The following is a 22,214-nucleotide window of genomic DNA, read 5'->3' as shown; positions in this document are numbered from 1 at the left end:
CCTTCATTGCCCCTATGCAAGGGATGGGGCAAGCTACGGATCGTTTTCGCCTGAACCATCACGCGTGCGCAAAGCTCTCCGCCTGCTGCCTCTCCCCCTCGGCATCGCCTTGTGCCTGCCGGCATTTGCCGATGACAAGCCACTGAACTGGGGGCTTTGCCCTGCGTCCGACGCGCTGCCCGCCTTTGGCGACGCGCCGCCGGCGGACAAGGCTGCCGCCGAAACCCGTACCGAACAGCCCACCGACATCGAAGGTGACGAGCTGTCCGGCACCTCGACAGTGCCGCAGTACGAGGGCAACGTCGCGCTGAAGCGCGGCGACCAGTTCCTCGGCACCGACCACCTGAGCTTCGATACCGAAACCGGCAACTACGTCGCCGACGGTAACGTGCGCTACCAGGATTCCTCGATCCGGATGGTCGCCAAGCGCGCCGAAGGCAACCAGGAAGCCGACACCCACAAGATTTCAGACATCCAGTACCAGCTGGTGTCACGCCGTGGCAACGGTGGCGCTGAATCGGTGGACCTGCAGGGTGCGGTCGGGCAGATGCATCGCTCCACCTACACCACCTGCGATCCCTCCCAGCCCATCTGGAAGCTGTCGGCGCCGCAGATCGAAGTGGACAACGATGCGGGCTTCGGTACCGCGCGCAATGCCGTGCTGCGCATCGGCAAGGTGCCGGTGCTGTGGGCACCGTACTTCAAGTTCCCGATCGATGACCGTCGACAGACCGGCCTGCTGTACCCGGAGCTCGGCCTGTCCGGGCGCAACGGCTTCGACTATGCGCAGCCGATCTACTTCAACCTGGCGCCGAACTACGACGACACCCTGACCCCGCGCTACATGAGCAAGCGCGGCCTGATGGTGGACAACGAGTTCCGCTACCTCTACGAAGGTGGCCGCGGCGAGCTGCGGACGGCCTACCTGCCCAACGACAAGCTGCGCGACAAGGACCGGGGCCGGGTCGAGTATTCCGGTTACCACAACTTCAACGCCAACTGGCAGGCACGCGCCGGGCTGGCCTGGGTCAGCGACGAACGCTACCTGGAAGACTTCGCCAACAAACTGCTGGGCGTGACCGCGTCCAACCTGCAGAGCCAGGCCGGCATCTACGGCACCGGTGAAAACTGGACCGCCGGCCTGATGGCCGACTACTGGCAGTTGACCGATTACACGCTGACCGAAGAGTCGCTGCCCTACAACCGGCAGCCGCGCCTGTTCGGCACCTGGGACCAGCCGATCCTGCCGTGGCTGGAAGTGGGTGTGTACGCCGAAGCCGTGCGCTTCGACCGCGATGACATCAACTACAAGTTCGGCCCGGAGCAGGAATATGAGCGCAACGGCCTGAGCAAGCAGTCGTTCGGCGGCTCGCGGTTGGACATCAAGCCGTATGTGACCATGCCGATCAGCGGTGCGGCCTGGTATGTCACCCCCACCCTGGCATGGCGCTATACCGGCTATGACCTGGAGCAGGGCCTGGCCGACCAGATCCGGGCCACCAACCTGGCCGATGCGGGCATCACCAACCCGACGCCGGATCAGCTGCGTGGCAACACCTCGCCGAACCGCAGCGTGCCGATCGCCAGCCTGGACGCGGGCATGTTCTTCGACCGCGAGACGACGATCGGCGACAAGCCGTACCTGCATACGCTGGAGCCGCGCCTGTTCTATCTGCGCACGCCCTACCGCGACCAGAGCGAGCTGCCGGTCTTCGATACCCGTGACTTCACCTTCAGCTGGGGCCAGTTGTTCCGCGATTCGCGCTATACCGGCGCCGACCGCCAGAACGATGCCAACCAGCTGACCATGGCCCTGAGCACGCGCTTCATCGACCAGACCAGCGGTCGCGAGCGCTTCTCGGCCAGCATCGGCCAGATCCTGTACTTCGACGATTCGCGCGTTACCCTGCCCAGCAGCCCCACCCCGGTGGAGCAGGGCAAGTCCGCATGGATCGCCGACACCAACTACATGATCAACGACCGCTGGAACCTGGGCGCCACCTACCAGTGGGATCCCAAGAACAAGCGCGAAGATCTGGCCAGCGTGCGTGCGCGCTACCTGATGTCCAACGACGGCATCGTCAACCTGACCTACCGTCATCGCATCAACCCCGATGGCAGCAACCTGCTCAAGCAGGGCGATCTGTCGTTCCTGTACCCGATCAATCCGCGCTGGAGCGTGGTGGGCCGGTATTACTACTCCATCGAAGACAGCAAGCCGCTGGAAATCATCGGTGGCGTTCAGTGGGACAGCTGCTGCCTGGCCGTGCGTGCACTGGCCCGTCGCTACGTCCGCAATCGCGAAGGCGAACTCAATACCTCCTTCCAGCTCGAGTTCGTGCTGAAGGGCCTGAGCTCGCTGGGCCAGAACACGGACCGCACCTTGCGCCGTGCTATCCTCGGCTACAACCGCGACGACCTCTATCTCGTGCCCCCCAGCACCACCGGCGCGACCCGCGACGACTACGATCCGAATCTGATCCCATGACCAAAACCCTTCCCGTCCTACTCGCCTCCCTGCTGGCGGTGTCCACTGCGTCCGTGCCTTTCCAGGTACTGGCCCAGCAGACCCAGGCACTGGATCGCATCGCCGCCGTCGTCGATGAAGACGTCATCCTGCAGAGCGAACTGGACCGCGCACTGGCCAACATCAAGACCCAGTACGCGGGTCGCGAGAACCAGCTGCCGCCGGACGATGTGCTGAGCCGGCAGGTGCTGGAGCGGCTGGTGCTGGTCAAGCTGCAGGTGACGCGCGCTGAAGGCAGCGGCATCCGGGTATCGGACCAGGAACTCAACCAGGCCGTCGACTCGATCGCCCAGCAGAACGGTGGCACGGTCGACCAGCTGCGCTCGCGCCTGGCGGCTGACAACATCGATTACGACGAGTTCCGCCGTTCGGTACGTGACGAGATCATCGTCCAGCGCCTGCGCCAGAGCTATGCCCAGAGCCGCATCAGCGTCAGCGAAGGCGAAGTGGACGCAGCGCTCAAGCAGCAGGCCGTGGCCGGTACCCAGTACCACCTGGCGCACATCCTCATCGCGACCCCTGACGGTGCCGATGCCAACCAGATCGCCACCGGCCAGCAGAAGGCCGACGGCGTGAAGTCGCTGCTCGACAAGGGTGAGCTGGACTTCAACGCGGCGGCCGTCCGGTATTCGGACAGCCCCAATGCGCTGGAGGGCGGCGACCTCGGCTGGCGCTCGATGGACGAAATTCCGCAGGCCTTCCTGCAGGTGATGCAGGGCATGAAGGCCGGCGACGTGGTCGGCCCCCTGCGCGGTCCGAGCGGCTTCCAGCTGCTGAAGCTGGTGGAAGTGCGTGATGCCAACGCCGGCGGCGCTACCGGCCAGACCGTGACCGAGTATCAGGCGCGTCATATCCTGGTACGGGTGACCGACCAGCAGAACGATGCCGCCGCCAAGGCGAAGATCGATACGCTGCGCGCACGCATCGTCGGCGGTGCCGATTTCCAGGCCGTGGCACGGGAATCGTCCGAAGACAACAACAGCCGCGGCCAGGGCGGTGACCTGGGCTGGTTCCCGGTCGATGCCTTCGGTCCGGACTTCGGCCGCCAGGTCGAAGGCGTGGCTGACGGTGGCATCAGTGCGGCATTCCGCACCGACGCCGGCTGGCACATCGTGCAGCGCGTCGGCACCCGGCAGACCGATGTCGGCGTTGACAACCAGCGTGCGCAGATCCGCGAAACCATTGGCCGCCGCAAGCTGGAAGAAGAGTACAACCGCTTCCTGTCCGAGCTGCGTGGCGAAGCCTACGTGAGTTTCCGCAGTGGCGACCGGGCGGAAAGCACCGCCACGCCGCCCCAGTCCTGAGCCATGCTCCCCGAGCTCGCTCTGGTACCGGGCGAGCCCGCCGGGATCGGGCCGGAGCTCTGCATCCGTCTGATCCAGCAGCCGCGCACTGATTGCCGGCTGCTGGCGTTTGCCGACCCCGTCACCCTGCGTGCCGCGGCAACCGCCCTGTCCCTTCCGCTGCAGTTGCTGCCTGAAGAGGCGCACGCCTGCCTGCCCGGTGACCTGCGCCTTCGCGCGATCCCCAACGCCACGACCAGTCAGTTCGGCATGGCCGACCCGCGCAATGCGTCGGCGGTGATCGACGCCCTGCTGGGCGCGGGCCAGGCCTGCCTCGACGGCAGCCTGGAGGGCGTAGTGACCGGCCCGGTGCACAAGGCCGTGATCAACGAGGGCGGTATCGCCTACAGCGGCACGACCGAACTGCTGGCCGACCAGGCCGGCGTACGCGTGGTGATGATGCTGGCCAACCCCATCGTCCGGGTGGCCCTTGCCACGACCCACCTGCCCCTGCGCGCGGTCGCCGATGCGATCACCGCCGACACCCTCGAACATGCCCTGCGCACGCTGCACGCTGCCTTGCGGCGCGAGTTCGGCATCGCACGGCCGCGCATTGCCGTGCTGGGGCTGAACCCGCACGCGGGCGAAGACGGGCATCTGGGCCGGGAAGAGCTGGACCTGATGATTCCGCTGCTGCAGCGCCTGCGCGGCGAAGGCATGGAACTCATCGGACCGCTGCCGGCAGACACGGCCTTCCTTCCGGCCAAGCTGGCCGGCTTCGACAGCGTGCTGGCGATGTATCACGACCAGGGGCTGCCGGTGCTCAAATATTCCGGGTTCGAGCAGGCCGTGAACCTGACCCTTGGACTGCCCTACCCCCGTGTCGCGGTGGACCATGGCACGGCGCTGGACCTGGCCGGTCGCGGCATCGCCGACCCCTCCAGCCTGCAGGCGGCCACCACCCTGTGTGCGCAGCTCGCCCGGCAACGTAGACTTACGACATGAATCCGCATTCCCCCACTGGCCCGGCGTTCACCGCCCCGGCCAAGAAGCAGCTTGGCCAGCACTTCCTGGCCGACCGTCACTACATCGACAGCATCGTGCGCGCGGTCAATCCCAAGGACGGCGATCGTCTGGTGGAGATCGGGCCCGGCCAGGGTGCGATCACCCTGCCGCTGCTGCGCCAGCATCCAAAGCTGACCGTCATCGAGTTCGACCGCGATCTGATCGCACCGCTCACCGCCGCCGCCGAACCGCTGGGCGAGTTGACCATCATCCAGAGCGACGTGCTGCGGGTGGACTTCACCGCGCTCGCGCAGGCCGAGGGGGGCAGTGGGCAGATCCGCCTGGTGGGCAACCTGCCGTACAACATTTCCTCGCCGATCCTGTTCCATGCGCTGGACCATGCCGGCGTGGTGCGCGACATGCACTTCATGCTGCAGAAGGAAGTGGTCGACCGCATGGCCGCCGGCCCGGGCAGCAAGGTGTTCGGGCGCTTGAGCGTGATGCTGCAGGCGTACTGCGAAGTCACCTCGCTGTTCGACGTGCCACCGGGCGCGTTCCGCCCGCCACCGAAGGTGGACTCGGCCGTGGTGCGGCTGGTGCCGCGTGATCCGGCCACGATCGGCATCAACGACCGCAAGCGCTTCGCCGAGGTGGTCAAGGCCGCGTTCGGCCAGCGCCGCAAGACGCTGCGCAACGCCCTCAACAACGTGGTCTCGGCCGAGCAGTTCATTGCGGCCGGCGTTCGCCCCGATGCCCGCGCCGAACAGCTGGAGGTGGCGGAATTCGTCGCCTTGGCCAATGCAAGCTGATTACACTGCCACGATGCACGACGAACCCTATGCAATGGACGTGGAAGTGGCCCCCCGCTTCCTCGATGACCAGTCCGCCCCCGAAGATGGACGCTTCGCGTTCGCCTATACCATCCGCATCCATAATCGCGGCGGCATCGCCGTGCGCCTGGTGGCACGCCACTGGCGCATCACCGATGCCAATGGCCACGTCGAACACGTGGACGGCGATGGCGTGGTCGGCGAGCAGCCCCGGCTGCGGCCGGGTGAAGACTTCCGTTACACCTCCGGTGTCATGCTCGGTACGGAGCACGGCACGATGCAGGGGCACTACGACATGGTGGCCGACGATGGCACCGAGTTCGCCGCCGACATCGCGCCCTTCGTATTGACCATTCCCCGAACCCTGCACTGACACGGAGGCCAGGCCATGAGTGTGTGGGCTATCGGCGACCTGCAGGGTTGCTACGACGTCACCCAGCGACTGCTGGAAAAGATCAACTTCGATCCATCGCAGGACACCCTGTGGTTCGCCGGTGACCTGGTGAACCGGGGCGGCCAGTCACTGGAAACGCTGCGCCTGGTGCATTCCCTGCGCGAACACAGCGTCGTGGTGCTGGGCAACCACGACCTGTCGCTGCTGGCCGTTGGCGCGCGTTCCGAAGAGGAACAGCGCAAGGTCAACCCGGACCTGCTGCGCGTGGTCACCGCCGAAGACCGCGACGTGCTGCTGGAATGGCTGCGCATGCAGAAACTGGTGCATACCGACCGCGAGCTGGGCTGGATGATGGTGCACGCCGGCCTCGCGCCGAAGTGGACCACGCAGATGGCGGAGAAGCATGCGCGCGAGGTGGAGCAGCAGCTGCACGGCAACGGCTATCGCAAACTGCTGCGCAACATGTATGGCGACAAGCCGATCTGGGCACCCAACCTGGCCGGCTATGATCGCTCCCGCGCGATCATCAACTTCTTTACCCGCATGCGGTACTGCACACCGCGGGCACGCATCGGCATCGAAGACAAAGGCACGCCCGGCACCCAGGAGCAGGGGCTGTACCCCTGGTTCGAAGTACCCGGACGAGTGGAGCGCGACCTCAAGGTCGTCTGTGGCCACTGGTCCGCGTTGGGCCTGACCATCACCCAGGGCGTGCACGCCATCGATACCGGCGCGGTCTGGGGCGGCAAGTTGACCGCACTCCAGCTGGATACCGATGAACTGCGCGTGGTGCAGGTGCCGGGCCGCGACGTGCCCGCGCCCGTAGCCGGCGCACGGCCACCGCGTGCGCCCAAGCCCAAGCCGAGGCCGCCGTTGCAGGCACGTCAGGAGCCGCAGGAAGGCGAAGCTGCCGCGCAAGGGCAGCCGGTGGCCGGTGAGACCCGCACGCGGGGACCCCGCCGGCGTCGCGGTCGCGGCCGCGGCAATGGCGGCGGTGGCGCCGCCAGCCCTCCTCCGTCGGAATAATCGCACTTGCAACAACGCCGCCTTTCGGCGGCGTTGTTGTTTCAGTCAGTGCCCCAGCAAGGGATCATTTGCCGCCCAGTCGCTCCCACAGGAAGCTGTAAGCCAGCGCCTGCATGTGCGCGGCCTGCGCGTTGTTCGCTGCGCCGCCATGACCGCCTTCGATGTTCTCGTAGTAGGTCACGTCCTTGCCCGCATCGATCATCTTCGCCGCCATCTTGCGCGCGTGGCCCGGATGCACGCGGTCATCGCGCGTGGAGGTGGTGAACAACACCGGCGGGTACGTCTTCTTCGCATCGAACAGGTGATACGGCGAGAACGTCTTGATGTACTCCCAGTCGGCCGTGTCCGGATTGCCGTACTCGGCCATCCACGAGGCGCCCGCCAGCAGGTGGCTGTAGCGCTTCATGTCCAGCAGCGGCACCTGCACCACCACCGCACCGAACAGCTCCGGGTACTGGGTCAGCATGTTGCCGGTCAGCAGACCGCCGTTGCTGCCACCCTGCACGCCCAGGTGCGGTGCCGACGTGATCTTGCGGCTGACCAGGTCCTGCGCCACCGCGGCCATGTCTTCGTACGCCTTGTGACGGTTCTGCTTCAGTGCCGCCTGATGCCAGCGCGGACCGTACTCACCGCCACCACGGATGTTGGCGACCACGTACACGCCGCCCTTTTCCAGCCACGCCCGCCCCATGCCACCGGAGTAGTTCGGGGTCAGCGAGATCTCGAAACCACCGTAGCCGTACAGCAGGGTCGGATTCGAGCCGTCGAGCTTCATGTCCTTGGCGTGCACCACGAAGTACGGCACGCGGGTGCCGTCCTTGCTGGTGGCGAAGTGCTGTTCGATCACCTTGCCTTCGGCATTGAAGAAGGCCGGCATCGTCTTCAGGACCTCCGGCTTCTGACCGATCTCGGCCAGCGCCAGCGTGGTCGGTGTCAGGTAGTCGGTGGCGGTCACCCACACCGCATCGCTGTCGTTGCTGTCCACTGCACCGACGCCCAGCGTGCCGAAGGTCGGCGCGCCGACGAACGGGCTGGTCTTCCAGCCACCGGTGCCCGGCGTCAGCACGCTCAGGCGGTTCTTGACGTCGTCCAGCACGTTCAGCACCACGTGGTTCTTCGTCCACACCGCACCGGCCAGCGAGGTGGTGTCGGTCGGCGCGAACAGCACGTCGAAGTCACGCTTGCCTGCCAGGAAGCCATCCAGGCGGGTGGCCAGCAGCGAGCCCGCCGCATAGGTCCTGCCCCCCACCGTCCACGGCTCACGCAGCTCCAGGCTGAGCCACTGCTTGTGCAGACCCTTTTCAGCCGAGTTCGGGGCATCGATCCTGGTCAGCGTGCCATCGTCGCCCCGCAGATACAGTTCGTTGTTGTAGAAGGCCAGTGTGCGGCTGACCAGGTTGCGCTCGAAGCCGGGCGTATCGTCATGGAGGGCCGCGATGTACATGTCATCCGGCTTGCCCTCGTACACCACCTGCGCAGCGGACAGCGGCGTACCGCGCTTCCACAACTTCGCCACGCGCGGATAGCCGGAGCTGGTCATCGAACCATCGCCGAAATCGGTGTAGACGAACACGTTGTCGCGGTCGATCCAGCCCAGCCCGCCCTTGGATTCCGGGCGGAAGAAGCCGTCCTTGATCCAGCTGCGGTTGCCCAGGTCGAACTCGCGGGTGACATCGGCATCGGCACCGCCGCGCGACAGCGCGATCAGGCAGCGGTTGTACTCAGGACGCAGGCATTCGACGCCATGCCACACCCAGTTTTCGCCCTCGGCCTTGTTCAGCGCGTCCAGGTCGAGCACGGTTTCCCACTTCGGCGACGCCTTGCGGTACTCGGCCAGGGTGGTACGGCGCCACAGGCCGCGTTCGTGCTGGGCGTCCTTCCAGAAGTTGTAGTAGTACTCGCCGATCTTTTCCACGCCGGGGATCTTGGCGTCCGAATCGAGCACTTCGCGGATGCTGGCTTCCATCTGCCGGAAGGCCGGGGTCTGCGCAAGGCGCCCTTCGGATTTCGCGTTCTGTTCCTTTACCCAGGCCAGCGGCTTGTCGCCGGCGACGTCTTCCAGCCAGGCGTAGCGGTCGTCGGAAGCCGGTTCAGCGGCCATGGCGGTCCCCGCCGAGGCGGTGGTCATCATGCCGGCCAGCAGGCAGGCGGAAGCGAGTCGTGACATTGCGGTTCCAGGCAGTCATAAGCTGCAGAACGCTAGCACAGCGTCGCGCCACCGCTCCTGTGTCGAAGGTCAGGCCACCCGCGGCTGGCGGTGGCCACGTCGCCGGGCCTGCGGGCGATGGCGCGACGTCCAACGGGGCAGCGGGAAGCGCAGCAGGGCCCACCACGCGGTCAGCGGCATGGCCAGCAGCCAGAGCGGCAGCCAACCCAGCCACGCGCTGCTGCCGCGCGCTGCGGGCCAGACGACCACCAGCGCCAGACCGGCCAGGGCCACATGCCTGACGCAGCGCAGCAGGCGGGGATCGACCGCTTCGGCCTTCCGGCGGGGGGGAGCGGGGTTCATCTTCGACATGGCGTTCTCCGGCATAGGGTGGTGTCCAGGCGCCGACTGTGCCCGTGTCGTTTCTCACTGGCTGCGACATCCATCGGTCAGACACCATTGACGAATCCCTCGCGCGCATTCGACCATGCTTGCGCAAGCCCTCCTGGAGCCCGCTGCCTCATGCCGTCGATCCGCCCGCTTTGTATCCTCCTGCTCACCACCCTGATCGTCGGGCCGGGTTGTGCCATGTTCCGTTCGAGCGCGTCCAGCGCCCCGGAGCCCACTGAAACCGTTGACGCCAGCGCGTTGGGAGCGCCGATCAACCTGAAGCGCTTCATGGGCACCTGGTATGTGATCGGGCGCGTGCCCAATTTCATCGAGCGCGGGCATGTGGCCAGCGTCAATGAGTACACCCTGCGCGAGCCGCAGAAGATAGGCATCACCTACCGCTACCGCGATGGCTTCGGCGAACCCGTGCAGGAGATCCAGGCGCGGGCCTCTGTCGATGAAGACAGCGGCAACCACAACTGGCGCACCTGGTTCTATCGCGTGGTCCCCACGCATTCGCGGGTGCTGGAAGTCGCGCCGGACTACTCCTGGGCGCTGGTCGGGTATCCGGGCCGCGAAATGGCGTGGATCTTCGCGCGCAAGCCGGAAATGGAAAACGCCCTGTACAAGCAGCTGGCCGAGCGCCTGCGCGACGAATACGGGGTGAACACGGACAAGCTCAAGCGCGTGCCGCAGCAACGCAGCCAGGTCGACCGCCTGGGTTACGAGGTCCCCAACAAGCGCTGAGCGCCCCCGCAGGATCCACGGTAGAGCCGCCGGTAGAGCCGACTTCAGTCGGCTGCCCCGCACCAGGCACGAGGTAGAGCCGACTTCAGTCGGCTACCGTGCACCAAGCCCGAGGTAGAGCCGACTTCAGTCGGCTGCTGTGCACCAGGCCCCAGTTAGAGCCGACTTCAGTCGGCTGCCCCGCGTTGACACCAGCCGACTGAAGTCGGCTCTACCCGAGCGCTACCCGAGTGCTTCTTGTGGCCGGACTGGCGCTGGCATGTGCAACGCGCGCAAGTGCGCCTTCCCTAAAGACGTCGATCCGGCCGGGATTCAGCGCGATGCCCACCACCGCCGGGATCGGCGGAATCGGCACGATCACGAGAAAGAAGAAGGGCACCCAGCAACGCTGAGCCTTGCGAGCGCGATGCCCTCCGCACTGCCGCGGCGAAGCATAGGACTACTGCACCACTGTCGTAATAAGTGCCGCAGTGCGCGACAGCATCAGACGCGAAACCCGAGGATCTGGCTGTCGAGCAGTGATGCTGCCCGACAAAACATTTCTTCTGGAGACCATCGTGAAGCATTTACTACTCGCGGCTGCAATCACTGTTGTCCTTTCCACGAACGCCGTCCATGCAACAGAGCCCGTCGCTGCCCACCACGGTCTGCTTGACCTGGCGCAGTTACAGGTCCTGCTGGGCCTGGAGAATCCGCACCCGACTGCGGGCTCCAACCCGGACCAATCGATCGTCTGGTTCACCGACAGCGCATTGGCCGACGCCGACCGCCGTGCCGCGGCAGTGGACGCCTACCGACGCGGCCACCCGGTCGCGGTGCTGCGACAGGATCAGGACGCCGCAGTGGATACCGTGCTGCACGGTATCTTTGGCCTGTCATCTTCGGCCGCACTGACGATCTACGTGCGACATCCAGACGGTTCACCCCACCTGCATACGGTGGCCGAGCTCCCGGAGTCGATTGGCGATCGTCAGCAGCTTGCGCGCACCCTCATCGAAAGCATCGACACCGCGTCCAAGGCGCTGCGCGGACCTGGGCCGTCGACGGCGGCTCCCTCCACCGATGGCGCAGAACTCGTCGCCCTGCCCGTCATGGTCTTCACCGAAACTCAGTACGCGTCAACCGGCAATGGCGCCTTCGTCACAGTGCGCGGCGAGATCGTGCGTGATAGCGGCCGCGCCCACGACGCCTTGGTAGTGAGCGCGAAATCGACTCACAACCTGAAGCCCCATGACAACGGGAAGTCCGGCCCAAGCATCGTCGTTCCAGGCAAGTACGAGTACTTTCTCCGCCTGTTCACCCCGGACAACACCGGGACCCTGCCCAAGCTCAGTGAATCACGGCCGGCCAGCTCACCATCAACCGACCTGAACATCAGCGAGTCGCACACCACCACGACCAGTTACGGTTTCGGACTGAGTCGTGAGGTGAGCGCAGGCTTGAACAAAGAGGGTCCCTCCGTGGGGGCGAAAGCGGCCTTCAGCTTTGACTTTTCGCGCTCTTACAGCACAACCAACGCATTGTCCTTCACCGTAAAGGACTACTCGATCGGCGCCAATGCGGTGCAGACTCCAGCCCAGACCTCGCGCGTCTACTGGCAGATGCCATTGGCTTCAGCGATCGCCTCCAAGGCGGATTACTTCGGCAGGTCGCCGAGTGAAAGCAAAATGACGGCGTCAATGCGGCAGGTGACCGCCGAGGGGAGCGCAGTCTGGTTGATCCCCGGCACGTACGCCGGCACGATGAGCTTGTCCGCCGGCGGAAAAATCGACAACCTTGGGTTCGACGGCTCTGCCATAGATCACAAGCCCGATCCATACCTTCAGCCCACTGCCTCGGTGAGCATCCGTGCGGACTCGCCTTACCTCACACGCGAAGTGACCGTCTTCATCCAGTCAAAAGCGGGCAACGGCGGCTGCCTGCGCGATGAACACGGCGTTGTGGTCCTGCGCCAGTGCCCGGATGTTGCACAGGGCAACTGGATCGAAGACCTGCATGCACAGTGGCAACTGGATACCCAGGGCCGCTACTTCAATCGGGGCTCGAAGAAATGCATGCGGATCCTCACCTCGGGCTCGGCGCCAGGCGGAGGCGGGGAGATCGTGATGCAGGACTGTTTGCTCAACCGCGACCAGCAATGGGAATGGCAGACCGACCGCATCTACACCCAACACGGGGAGGGTGAATCGGAATGGCGCATGTTCGTCGGGCCGGGCGACATCGTCGGCGTGCGCACGACCGGCAAGCCGGAGTACCAGCCCATTCCATTCAACCCCAACCATGCATTGCTCAAGCCATGGTCCAGTTACCCCAAAAAGCCGGGGAGCGCCGACTTCATCCCGAAGTTGGGCGACATCGGTCCCAACGATCCGGTATCGGACGAAACGAAACGCCTGGGCCCGCCGTTGGCGCAAGAACGCTGGGAGCTGATCGTGCTGCGCCAGTCATTGCACCGCTGAACGCGGGCTCCACTTCTGCATTCTCAAGCGGCCTGAAGGTGTCCACCGGGACACGCAGGCACGCGGGCTTACCTGCGGCTGTAATGGGCGACCAACCGGTCGCCCAGCATCTGCAGCAACTGCACCAGCACCAGCAGCAGCACCACGGTGACCAGCGCCACATCGGTGTGCGAGCGCTGGTAGCCGTCGCGGAAGGCCAGGTCACCCAAGCCACCGGAGCCGATCGCACCGCCCATCGCAGTAAAGCCGATCAGCGCCACAGTAGTCACCGTTGCCCCGGCGATCAGGCCTGGGCGGGCTTCCGGCAGCAGTACGCGCGTCACCAGCTGCCAGGTCGTCGCCCCCATCGCCTGGGTCGCTTCGATGACGCCACGATCCACTTCACGCAGCGCGGTTTCCACCAAGCGCGCGTAGAACGGGGCCGCACCGATCACCAGCGGCACGATCGCGCCCCGCACGCCGAGCGAGGTGCCCATCAGCGCCAGCGTGACCGGGATCAGCACGATCATCAGGATGATGAAGGGCACCGACCGCAGCAGATTCACCACCAGTGCCAGTCCACCATAGGCAAAGGGGCGCCGGCGCATCCGCGGCGCGCCGAACAGATACAACAGCACCCCCAACGGCAGGCCGATGGCCAGCGTCAGCGGCAACGAGCCCGCCAGCATCAGCAGCGTATCCAGCGTGGCCTGGCCGATGTCGGCCCACTTGCCCGCATCGAGATGGCGGAAGAACCCGCCGTTGCTTGCGATGATCATCGACGCAGTTCCTCCACGTGCACGCCCGCCGCACTGAATGCTTGTTGCGCAGCCGCTTGGTCACCGCCGACCAGCGATACGATCAGTTGGCCATACGGGGTGTCCTTGATGCGGTCGATGCGACCGGACAGGATGTTGTAGTCCACCCCCGTCTGCCGGGCGACACTGCCCAGCAGGGGCTGGTAGGTGTCCCCGCCAAGAAAGGTCAGCCGCACGATGGTGCCGCCCACGGTATCGAAATCACGGTGCAGGATGCCCTCATCCACGTGCTCGGACTCGCTGACGAACCGACGCGTCGTCGCGTGCTGCGGATGCAGGAACACGTCGGTGACTGGACCGGTCTCCACCATGTGCCCCGCATCCAGCACCGCCACCCGGTCACAGACGCGGCGGATCACATCCATCTCGTGGGTGATCAGCACGATGGTCAGGCCGAGCTCGCGATTGATCTTCGCCAGCAATGCCAGCACCGAGGCCGTGGTCTGTGGATCCAGGGCGCTGGTGGCCTCGTCGCACAACAGGATCTGCGGCCGGGTGGACAACGCACGGGCGATACCGACACGCTGCTTCTGTCCGCCGGACAGCTGCGCGGGATACTTGTCGGCGTGATCCTGCAAGCCCACTGTCTGCAGCAGCTCGGCGACGCGCGCATCGATTTCCGCGCGCGGCGTGCCGGCCAGTTCCAAGGGAAAGGCAACATTGCCGGTCACGGTGCGTGAGGACAGCAGGTTGAAGTGCTGGAAAATCATGCCGATGCGCCGCCGCAGCGTGCGCAGCCCCTGCGCATCCAGCGCGGTGACGTCCTCGCCGTCGATCAGCAGGCGCCCACCGGAAGGCTCTTCCAGGCGGTTGATCAAACGGATCAGGGTCGACTTGCCGGCACCGGAGTGGCCGATGATGCCGAACACCTCGCCTGCCTGGATGGTCAGGTCCAGCGGCTGCAGCGCACTGACGGCGCGGCCGGCCACGACATAGGATTTGTGCAGGCGCTGGAACTCGATCACGGGGTCGACTCACCAAGGGGCGAACAGGGGGCGTGCAGCCTATCAGCACGGGCGCAGCAGCGCCCGTACCGGCAGATCGAATGATATTCCGTCTGCTTCTAAGCAGCCGTGATCGACCGTAGTTTACGGCGCTGCCGGGTACGTCAACGGCCGGAGGCGATCCGCCCGCAATGCAGATATGCGTTGGGCGTCGCTCGCCGGTCGTTGCGGAAATCGATCACCGCCATGGTGCTGCCGCGACCCGCTCCCGCAGAGTGAGCGCACCTTCAAGTCCCGCAAAGAGTGCTCCGATGATGAGCGTTGCCCCCAACTCTTCGGCGTCGCCGATCCGTGAGCGTTCGGTGCGCCCCGTCCTGGTGTCGACGCACCCTCACAGGGGTGTCCGGCTGCTCAATGGGGCCCTGCCGGCAGGCAACCGCGACGACGCCGGGGCCATCGCGCGCCCCTCGATCCGCCTAGCCACTGCATGCCAGGTGATGGACCGCTATCCGCACGCAGCGGAGCTGTTTCTGGCCGGACTGGCGCGTGATAATGGGCCTGACAGCCCACCTTCCACGCTGATCAACCTACTCGTTGCGCACGCCGAGCTGATCAGGCAGGTGGACGAGCGACTCCGCACCCTCGGTGCAGCCGGGTTGGCAATGCTGCAGCGTCGGCTGCTCCAGGCCCCCGCCTATCACGCCACGCAGGACGTCTTTGCCGGCTTTCTGTCGCATCACGACCAGCGCTCGTTTGATCGCAGCGTATGCCGGGCCGACGCGCGCGCACTTGGCGGCGAAGATGCGAAGCCGGAGGTCCGGCCGACGCTGCCGGAGGCCGCGCCCGCTCCCCTCCGCAGCAACATGCTTCGCCTGAGGTCACCCTTGGCGGCGGCCACCGGACTGCTGATGGCCAGCCGGGTCGCACCGGCGGCTGCTGTACCCGAGGAGGCCGGCCTGATGGCCGTGCAGGCAGCCTCGTCGGCGTCAGGGTCGGCGATGGCCTGCGGGCGGCCGGCGCTGGCCATGATCGGCGGTGCGCTCGCCCTGTCCGGTACCGCCTTGCTCGCGGCCACCACGCAGTGGCGGATGGCACCGGAGGGCGATGAACCCCTTCCCCTCGTGCAGCCGCGCGTAGCCGACCCGCAAGCGGTCGCGGCTGCCTTGGACTATCTGGAAAGGCATAATCGCGCAGACGGCGAGTCGCTGCTGGACAGTCTGCTGTGGCATGGCCTGGGCGACGACCACGCCACGTCGGCTGTCTCCGAAGCCATCAGCGCGGTGGAAAGCGCCCCACTGGCGACCTTGGTCGGTGCCCATCTCGACCCCGGTCCATGGCTGGGTGCGCTGGCCGAACTGGAACTGGACGACACGCAGCGACCCGGGCCGGTCCCGACAGCGCTACGAAGCATCCGGCAGGAGCGCAGCGCGTCTGGAGCACAGCATCCGATGCGCCCGCGCAGCCGGCGTCTCGCCCCCCTGATCGAGCAATGCCGGACGATCCGCCCATTGCAGCAAACGCTGCCCCACGTGGAACACGCGTTGGTGTCCGTTGCCCGGCCCGAGGATATCGCCGTACTGCACGACCGCCCATTACGCGCGCTGGGCGGATGCCTTGCTGAAGTGCGCAGAAACCTCAACACCATGCAATCGCGACTGCAAGGGCTCAGGCAGACCATTGCCCAGCGCGATCCAACACCCACGGGCATCGATATCCCGCGTATCGCGGCACTTGACCGGCTGATCAAGCGGGTCGAACGACTGTCGACGACGACGGTCGCCACGCTGCACATGGTCAACCAACGCATCCTCGCGGCGATGGGCTGATCCCGCTGATCGGTGGGTTGGCCCGATCCACCCCGCTCACGCTGCCTGCGTGGCCGCTTCAGGGGTGGTCCAGCGGCATCGGTGGGGACTGCCGGTTCACCCGCTCCCGGTGCAGCAGATAGAGCCCGGAGGCGACGATGATCGCTGCCCCACTCCACGTCCATGCGTCCGGCAGCTGCTGCCAGAAGAGCAGATCCCAGCCGATCACCCAGACCAGCCCGGTGTACTCCAGCGGGGCGATCATCGATGCCTCGCCCAGCTGGAATGCCCGGGTCAGGGCGATCTGCCCCAGCGCCCCCGCCAGCCCCATCCCCGCCACCAGCGGCGCATCGGCCAGGCGCATCGGCACCCAGTCCGACCAGGCCAGCATCCCGGCACCGAGGGCCATGATGACCAGAAACCACACCACCATGGACTGGGACGTATCGGTCCGGGTCAACAGGCTGACGGTGATCGCCGCAATGGCGTAGGCCGTCGCGGCGACCAGCACCATCAGGCCCGGGATGGAGATGAATCCGTCCACGCCCGGCCGCAGCACCACCACCACGCCCAGCAGGCCGATGCCGATGGCCACCCACCGCCGTGGTCCCACCCGCTCGCCCAGCAGCGGCACCGACAAGGCGGCGATGATCAGCGGCGCGACGAAGTAGATGCTGTAAGCGGTGGAAAGCGGCAGATCGCGCAGGGCGAACACAAAGCAGCCGATCATTACCATGCCCAGCACGCCACGCAGCAGGTGCAGGCCCCAGCGGCGCGGGATCAGCGAACGCGGGCCGGCGCTGGCCAGCACCCAGACCAGCACGAAAGGCAGCGAGGCGGCACCGCGCAGGAAGGTCACCTGTAGCGATGGATAGCCGGTGGAGAGCTGCTTCATGCCAGCGTCCATCAGCGAGAAACAGGCGACCGCGCCGATCATCCAGGCCACGGCACGCGAAGGGGAGCGTTGGAGGTTCATTGCCCATTATCGCGCCAGTCTGCACGGCCTTCCAATGTCGGTTGGGTAGAATGGGCGCCACTGATTACAGGAGCATTCCCATGCCTTCGTTCGACGTCGTTTCCGAAGTTGATACACACGAGCTGACCAATGCGGTGGACCAGGCCAACCGCGAGCTGACCACCCGATTCGACTTCAAGGGCGTGGATGCCAAGTACATCCTGGAAGACGAGGTGATCTCGCAGTCCGCTCCCAGCGATTTCCAGCTGCAGCAGATGACCGACATCCTGCGTGCCCGCCTGTCGGCGCGCAAAATCGACACAAAGAGCTTGGAATTCGGCGACGTGGAAACCAACGTGGCCGGTGCGCGGCAGAAAATCACCGTCAAGCAGGGCATCGAACAGAAGATCGCCAAGAAGATCGCTGCCACGCTCAAGGAAGCCAAGCTGAAAGTGGAAAGCCAGATCAACGGCGACAAGCTGCGCGTGACCGGCAAGAAGCGCGACGATCTGCAGGATGCGATGGCCCTGCTGAAGAAGACCGACTTCGACCTGCCGCTGCAGTTCGACAACTTCCGCGACTGACGCACAAAAAGGGGACGGAGGGGATTAAGTCGTTTTCGACCAACAACGCTGGCCGAAAACGACTTAATCCCCTCCGTCCCCTTTTTTCCGCAACAATGACGTTCCCCGCCAGCTTGTCGAGCCCGCAATGACCGAGTACGCGTTTCCGGCCGAAGGCCAGCCTTCCGAAGATCCCATCGCGGCCACGCGGCTGTGGCTGGAACGGATCGTGATCGGTCTGAACCTGTGCCCGTTTGCCAAGGCGGTGTACGTCAAGGAGCAGGTCCGCTACGTGCTCAGTGATGCGACCACGCCAGAGGCGCTGGTGGAGCAGTTGGCCGAAGAACTGGTGCTGCTGCGCGGTGCCTCGCCGGAGCAGATCGACACCACGCTGATCATCCACCCGGACGTGCTGACCGACTTCCTGGACTACAACGATTTTCTCGACAACGCCGACGCAGCGATCGAAGCGCTCGACCTGCAGGGCATCCTGCAGGTGGCCAGCTTCCATCCGCAGTACCAGTTCGAGGGCGTTGCCGCCGACGATGCCAGCAACTACACCAACCGCGCGCCCTACCCCATCCTGCACCTGCTGCGCGAAGACAGCGTGGAGCGCGCGGTCGATGCCTTCCCCGATCCGGACGTGATCGTGGAGCGCAACATCCAGACGCTGGATCGGATCGGCGTGCAGGGCTGGTGGAGGCGCCTGCGCGGCGAAGACCTGTCGTGAGCATCGTGCCCGCCGTTGCGCCGTGGCCGACCGCCCCGCTCGCGGGCAAGGTGGTGCTGGTCACCGGCGGAGCCAACGGCATCGGCCGCGGGATCGCCCAAGCGGTACTCGGTGCCGGGGGCCAGGTGATGATCGGGGACCTGGAGGTGGACGCCGGCAAGGCATGTCTGGCGGAATGGAATCGCCCCGCTGACGCCGCGTTCCGCAAGCTGGACATCACCAGCGAATCGAGCGTGCGCAGCTTCATCGAAGCGGCGCTGAAGCGTTTCGGACGGATCGATGGCCTGGTCAACAACGCCGGTATCGCCAGCGCGCACGGCACGCCGCTGGCCGACATGACGTGGAGCGAATGGCAGCAGCGTCTGTCCTCGCTGCACGGCGCCTTTCTGTGCAGCAGACACGCGCTGCCCGCCTTGGCAGCCGATGGCGGTGGCGCCATCCTCAACATCGCCTCTACCCGTGCGCAGCAGTCCGAACCGCACAGCGAAGCCTACGCCGCAGCCAAGGGCGGGCTGCTGGCCTTCACCCACGCCCTGGCGATCAGTGCAGGGCCGGCCGTGCGGGTCAACAGCATCAGCCCTGGCTGGATCAGCACGGGCGCATGGCAGGCGCCCGCGCGGCGACGCACGGCCAAACTCTCCAAGGCCGACCACGCGCAGCACGCGGTGGGCCGAGTCGGCCAACCGGAAGACATCGGTGCCCTCGCCGTCTACCTGCTTTCAGACATGGCCGGGTTCATCACCGGACAGGACCATATCGTCGATGGCGGCATGACCCGCAAGATGATCTACGTCGACTGAAGACGGTCGGTGTGCGTTTTCTTGAAAGCCGCCAGCTCTGGTCGGTTGCACCATATGCTTCGGCGCAGACCGCCGCCGCTCAGAGCATCATCTTCATGCCTCACACGATCAACTCATTCGTCGCCCGCATGCCAACGCCCGCGTTGCAGCAACCCGATAAAAGTGCGGCCGGTGCCACACCAGCACCGTCAGTGGATACCGCCATGCCGGTTCCTGCCCAGATCAGCAACGCCGCTCCGCAGCCCATGTCCGAGAAGGCTGCATCCGCCTGGAACACCGCCAACTTCAAGATGGCCAGCGGAATGCGCTTGTCTGCTGAAGACATGGACGCCCTGCCGTGCAACTTCAACACAGCATTCCCAGTGCCGGCGCCGCGCGACCTGATGTTCATCGCGGTGGCCTACGGTCAGGTGGAGCACGTGGAACAGATGCTGCGCGACGGCGCATCTGCGACGGCACCCAATAGCGAGGGTTTGAGCCCGGTGGTCGCGGCGGCAACCCTCGCGGACCCTGCCATGCTGAAGGCCATGATTGAAGCCGATGTAGACATCAATGCCGCCCAGCCACGAAACGGCGCCACTCCGCTGATCGCGGCGGCAGAAAGCTCGCATGCGGACAATGTCGCACTGCTCATCAAAGCCGGTGCAGACCCGCTTGCCACCGCCAGTGACGGCAGCACCGCAATGAGCGTCAGCACCAGTCCCGCGATCAGCCTGATGTTGGAGATGGCGGGGAATCTACAGGCAGCCAACGGCTGACAAGCCCACCCTGGACTCACGCCATCCCCGAGTGCCGCAGCAGCGCATCGATACTCGGCGCGCGGCCACGGAACGCGTGGAAGTTCTCCGCCGCACTGCGGCTGCCGCCGCGACCCAGCACTTCGTCGCGGAAACGTGCGCCAGTCGCCGCCAAGGCGTCTGGCGCCTCTTCGAACGCCGCATACGCATCGGCACTCAGCACTTCGGCCCATTTGTAACTGTAGTAGCCGGCCGCATAACCGCCGGCGAAGATATGGCTGAACTGATGCGGGAAGCGATTCCACGCGGGCGGATGGTTCACCGCGACTTCCGCGCGCACGCGATCCAGCAGGCCCAGCACCGTGTCCTGTGCCGGTGCGAACTGGCTGTGCAGCAGCATGTCGAACAGGCCGAATTCCAGCTGCCGCACTGTGGTCATACCGCTCTGGAAATTGCGCGCCGCCAGCATCTTTTCATACAGCGCGCGCGGTAGCGGTTCAGCGCTGTCCACGTGCGCGGTCATGGCCTGCAGATGTGACCATTCCCAGCAGAAGTTCTCCATGAACTGACTCGGCAGCTCGACCGCGTCCCACTCCACGCCGTTGATGCCGGCTACGCCCAGCTCGCCGATGCGGGTCAGCAGCTGGTGCAGGCCATGGCCCATTTCGTGGAACAGCGTGGTGACCTCGTTGTGGCTGAAGGTAGCCGGCTTACCGGCCGTACCACGGCCGAAGTTGCACACCAGGTAGACCAGCGGGGTCTGCACGCTGCCATCGGCACGCACGCGGCGGTTGCGGCCGTCATCCATCCACGCGCCCCCGCGCTTGCCTTCGCGGGCGTACAGATCCAGGTAGAACTGTCCGACCAAGGCACCCTGGGCATCCAGCAAGCGATAGAACCGCACATCCGCCTGCCACACCGGCGCAACGTCCGCTTCCACGCGCAGGCCGTACAGCTGTTCGATCACCGCGAACAGGCCAGCCAACACCTTCGGTTCGGTGAAGTACTGTTTTACCTCCTGCTCGGCATAGCTGTAGCGTGCCTGCTTCAGCTTGTCGGCAGCGTACGCAAGGTCCCAGGCCTGCAGTGAGTCGATGCCCAGTTCTTCACGGGCAAAACGCTCCAGCTCGGCACGATCCTTGGCCGCATGCGGCTTCGCACGCGCCGCGAGGTCACGCAGGAATCCCAGCACATCGGCAGGCGCCTGCGCCATCTTGGTGGCGATGGAGTAGTCGGCATAGGAGTCGAACCCCAGCAGCGCCGCCAGCTCGGTGCGCAGAGCGAGAATGCGCTCGATGTTTGCACTGTTGTCCCACCCCGCATCGCCGAATTCGGAGGCGCGCTGCGCACTGGCGCGGTACAGCGTTTCGCGCAGCGCACGGTCGTCGGCGTAGGTCTGCACCGGCAGGTAACACGGCATCTGCAGGGTCAGCTTCCAACCGGCGAGGCCCTCTTTCTCTGCCGCTGCACGCGCGGCCGCACGTACATCGTCCGGCAACCCGGCCAATCGCGCAGCATCTTCAACGTGCAGCGACCACGCATCGGTCGCATCGAGGACATTCTGCGAGAACCTGGCCGAGAGCGAAGACAGTTCTTCCTTGATCGCGCTGAAACGCTGCTGCGATGGCGCATCCAGTTCAGCGCCACCCAGACGGAAGTCTCGCAGTGCGTTGTCCAGCACCTTGCGCTGCGCTTCATCGAGACCCTGCGCCACTGCCGGCACGGCCAACGCCTGGTACTGCTGGAACAGCTTGAGGTTCTGGCCGAGTGCACTGCCGAAGCGTGTCACCCGCGGCAGGTTCTCGTTGTAGGCTTCGCGCAGCGCCGGCGTGTTCATCACCGCCTGCAGGTGGCCCACCTGGCCCCAGGCACGCCAGAGTTTCTCGGTGGCATCGTCCAGCGGCACCACGAACGACGCCCAGGTCACCGGATGCACGTTCTCTGCCGCGGCGGCGGCGGCCTCCGCCTCGGCAAGCAGCACGTCCAGCGCCGGACCGACGTGTTCCGGGCGGATGGCGTCGAAACGGGGCAGGCCGGAAAAATCGAGCAATGGGTTGGTGGTGGTCATCAACGGCT

General features: G+C 65.6%; 19 protein-coding genes. 13 read left to right on the top strand and 6 right to left on the bottom strand.

Annotated elements, in window-relative coordinates; all coding sequences use genetic code 11:
- Positions 1-64 precede the first annotated feature (64 nt).
- Genes lptD through IFT65_RS06435 form a run of 6 tightly spaced genes read left to right on the top strand, consistent with a single transcriptional unit; the run spans position 65 to position 7,065 of the window.
- On the top strand, positions 65-2,488 hold the full coding sequence (gene lptD / locus IFT65_RS06460; RefSeq protein ID WP_192080827.1) for an LPS-assembly protein LptD: 2,424 nt from the start codon (positions 65-67) through the stop codon (positions 2,486-2,488).
- Entirely contained in the window at positions 2,485-3,831 is a 1,347-nt protein-coding gene (locus IFT65_RS06455; protein WP_192080826.1) for a peptidylprolyl isomerase, read from the top strand. Before lptD ends, IFT65_RS06455 begins: the two co-directional genes overlap by 4 nt.
- A gap of 3 nt (positions 3,832-3,834) precedes the next feature.
- Positions 3,835-4,815 (top strand): 4-hydroxythreonine-4-phosphate dehydrogenase PdxA, encoded by a 981-nt coding sequence (gene pdxA / locus IFT65_RS06450; RefSeq protein ID WP_192080825.1) that lies wholly within the window; start codon positions 3,835-3,837, stop codon positions 4,813-4,815.
- Complete coding sequence (gene rsmA / locus IFT65_RS06445; protein WP_192080824.1) at positions 4,812-5,624, top strand: 16S rRNA (adenine(1518)-N(6)/adenine(1519)-N(6))-dimethyltransferase RsmA; 813 nt, start codon at positions 4,812-4,814, stop codon at positions 5,622-5,624. The genes pdxA and rsmA overlap by 4 nt, the downstream gene beginning before the upstream one ends.
- A gap of 13 nt (positions 5,625-5,637) precedes the next feature.
- Positions 5,638-6,018 (top strand): Co2+/Mg2+ efflux protein ApaG, encoded by a 381-nt coding sequence (apaG, locus tag IFT65_RS06440; protein ID WP_188325030.1) that lies wholly within the window; start codon positions 5,638-5,640, stop codon positions 6,016-6,018.
- Positions 6,019-6,033: 15 nt separating this feature from the next.
- Entirely contained in the window at positions 6,034-7,065 is a 1,032-nt protein-coding gene (locus tag IFT65_RS06435) for a symmetrical bis(5'-nucleosyl)-tetraphosphatase (RefSeq protein ID WP_192080823.1), read from the top strand.
- Positions 7,066-7,129: 64 nt separating this feature from the next.
- On the opposite strand, the gene IFT65_RS06430 is transcribed toward IFT65_RS06435, so the two are convergent.
- On the bottom strand, positions 7,130-9,232 hold the full coding sequence (locus IFT65_RS06430; protein ID WP_192080822.1) for a prolyl oligopeptidase family serine peptidase: 2,103 nt from the start codon (positions 9,230-9,232) through the stop codon (positions 7,130-7,132).
- A gap of 69 nt (positions 9,233-9,301) precedes the next feature.
- Positions 9,302-9,583: a hypothetical protein gene (locus IFT65_RS06425; RefSeq protein ID WP_188325033.1), complete on the bottom strand. Its 282-nt coding sequence runs from the start codon at positions 9,581-9,583 to the stop codon at positions 9,302-9,304.
- Positions 9,584-9,733: 150 nt separating this feature from the next.
- On the opposite strand from IFT65_RS06425, the gene IFT65_RS06420 reads away from it, so the two are divergent.
- The gene (locus IFT65_RS06420) at positions 9,734-10,348 is read left to right on the top strand and encodes a lipocalin family protein (RefSeq protein WP_192080821.1); all 615 of its coding nucleotides are present in this window, start codon (positions 9,734-9,736) and stop codon (positions 10,346-10,348) included.
- 521 nt (positions 10,349-10,869) lie between these two features.
- Positions 10,870-12,807: a hypothetical protein gene (locus IFT65_RS06415; protein WP_192080820.1), complete on the top strand. Its 1,938-nt coding sequence runs from the start codon at positions 10,870-10,872 to the stop codon at positions 12,805-12,807.
- A 68-nt stretch (positions 12,808-12,875) separates the two neighbouring features.
- Here IFT65_RS06415 and IFT65_RS06410 read toward each other — a convergent pair whose 3' ends face one another.
- The gene (locus IFT65_RS06410) at positions 12,876-13,565 is read right to left on the bottom strand and encodes a methionine ABC transporter permease (RefSeq protein WP_188325036.1); all 690 of its coding nucleotides are present in this window, start codon (positions 13,563-13,565) and stop codon (positions 12,876-12,878) included.
- The gene (locus IFT65_RS06405; RefSeq protein WP_192080819.1) at positions 13,562-14,569 is read right to left on the bottom strand and encodes an ATP-binding cassette domain-containing protein; all 1,008 of its coding nucleotides are present in this window, start codon (positions 14,567-14,569) and stop codon (positions 13,562-13,564) included. The genes IFT65_RS06410 and IFT65_RS06405 overlap by 4 nt, the downstream gene beginning before the upstream one ends.
- Positions 14,570-14,862: 293 nt before the next feature.
- On the opposite strand from IFT65_RS06405, the gene IFT65_RS06400 reads away from it, so the two are divergent.
- On the top strand, positions 14,863-16,374 hold the full coding sequence (locus IFT65_RS06400; RefSeq protein WP_192080818.1) for a hypothetical protein: 1,512 nt from the start codon (positions 14,863-14,865) through the stop codon (positions 16,372-16,374).
- Positions 16,375-16,432: 58 nt separating this feature from the next.
- Here IFT65_RS06400 and IFT65_RS06395 read toward each other — a convergent pair whose 3' ends face one another.
- Positions 16,433-17,329, bottom strand: coding sequence for a DMT family transporter (locus tag IFT65_RS06395; RefSeq protein ID WP_192080817.1), 897 nt, complete (start codon positions 17,327-17,329; stop codon positions 16,433-16,435).
- A gap of 80 nt (positions 17,330-17,409) precedes the next feature.
- On the opposite strand from IFT65_RS06395, the gene IFT65_RS06390 reads away from it, so the two are divergent.
- The 4 genes from IFT65_RS06390 to IFT65_RS18915 all read left to right on the top strand — a co-directional run bounded on the left by IFT65_RS06390 (position 17,410) and on the right by IFT65_RS18915 (position 20,159).
- Positions 17,410-17,892 (top strand): YajQ family cyclic di-GMP-binding protein, encoded by a 483-nt coding sequence (locus IFT65_RS06390; RefSeq protein WP_188325040.1) that lies wholly within the window; start codon positions 17,410-17,412, stop codon positions 17,890-17,892.
- A gap of 127 nt (positions 17,893-18,019) precedes the next feature.
- Positions 18,020-18,601, top strand: coding sequence for a DUF1415 domain-containing protein (locus IFT65_RS06385; protein ID WP_192080816.1), 582 nt, complete (start codon positions 18,020-18,022; stop codon positions 18,599-18,601).
- The gene (locus IFT65_RS06380) at positions 18,598-19,401 is read left to right on the top strand and encodes an SDR family oxidoreductase (RefSeq protein WP_192080815.1); all 804 of its coding nucleotides are present in this window, start codon (positions 18,598-18,600) and stop codon (positions 19,399-19,401) included. The genes IFT65_RS06385 and IFT65_RS06380 overlap by 4 nt, the downstream gene beginning before the upstream one ends.
- An 11-nt stretch (positions 19,402-19,412) precedes the next feature.
- Positions 19,413-20,159 (top strand): ankyrin repeat domain-containing protein, encoded by a 747-nt coding sequence (locus IFT65_RS18915; protein ID WP_192080814.1) that lies wholly within the window; start codon positions 19,413-19,415, stop codon positions 20,157-20,159.
- 16 nt (positions 20,160-20,175) lie between these two features.
- Here IFT65_RS18915 and IFT65_RS06370 read toward each other — a convergent pair whose 3' ends face one another.
- The gene (locus IFT65_RS06370) at positions 20,176-22,206 is read right to left on the bottom strand and encodes a M3 family metallopeptidase (RefSeq protein WP_192080813.1); all 2,031 of its coding nucleotides are present in this window, start codon (positions 22,204-22,206) and stop codon (positions 20,176-20,178) included.
- Positions 22,207-22,214: the final 8 nt, after the last annotated feature.

The sequence above is a fragment of the Stenotrophomonas sp. CFBP 13725 genome (assembly GCF_014841935.1).
Taxonomy (GTDB): domain Bacteria; phylum Pseudomonadota; class Gammaproteobacteria; order Xanthomonadales; family Xanthomonadaceae; genus Stenotrophomonas.
This window is presented reverse-complemented; position numbering and strand designations above follow the sequence as displayed.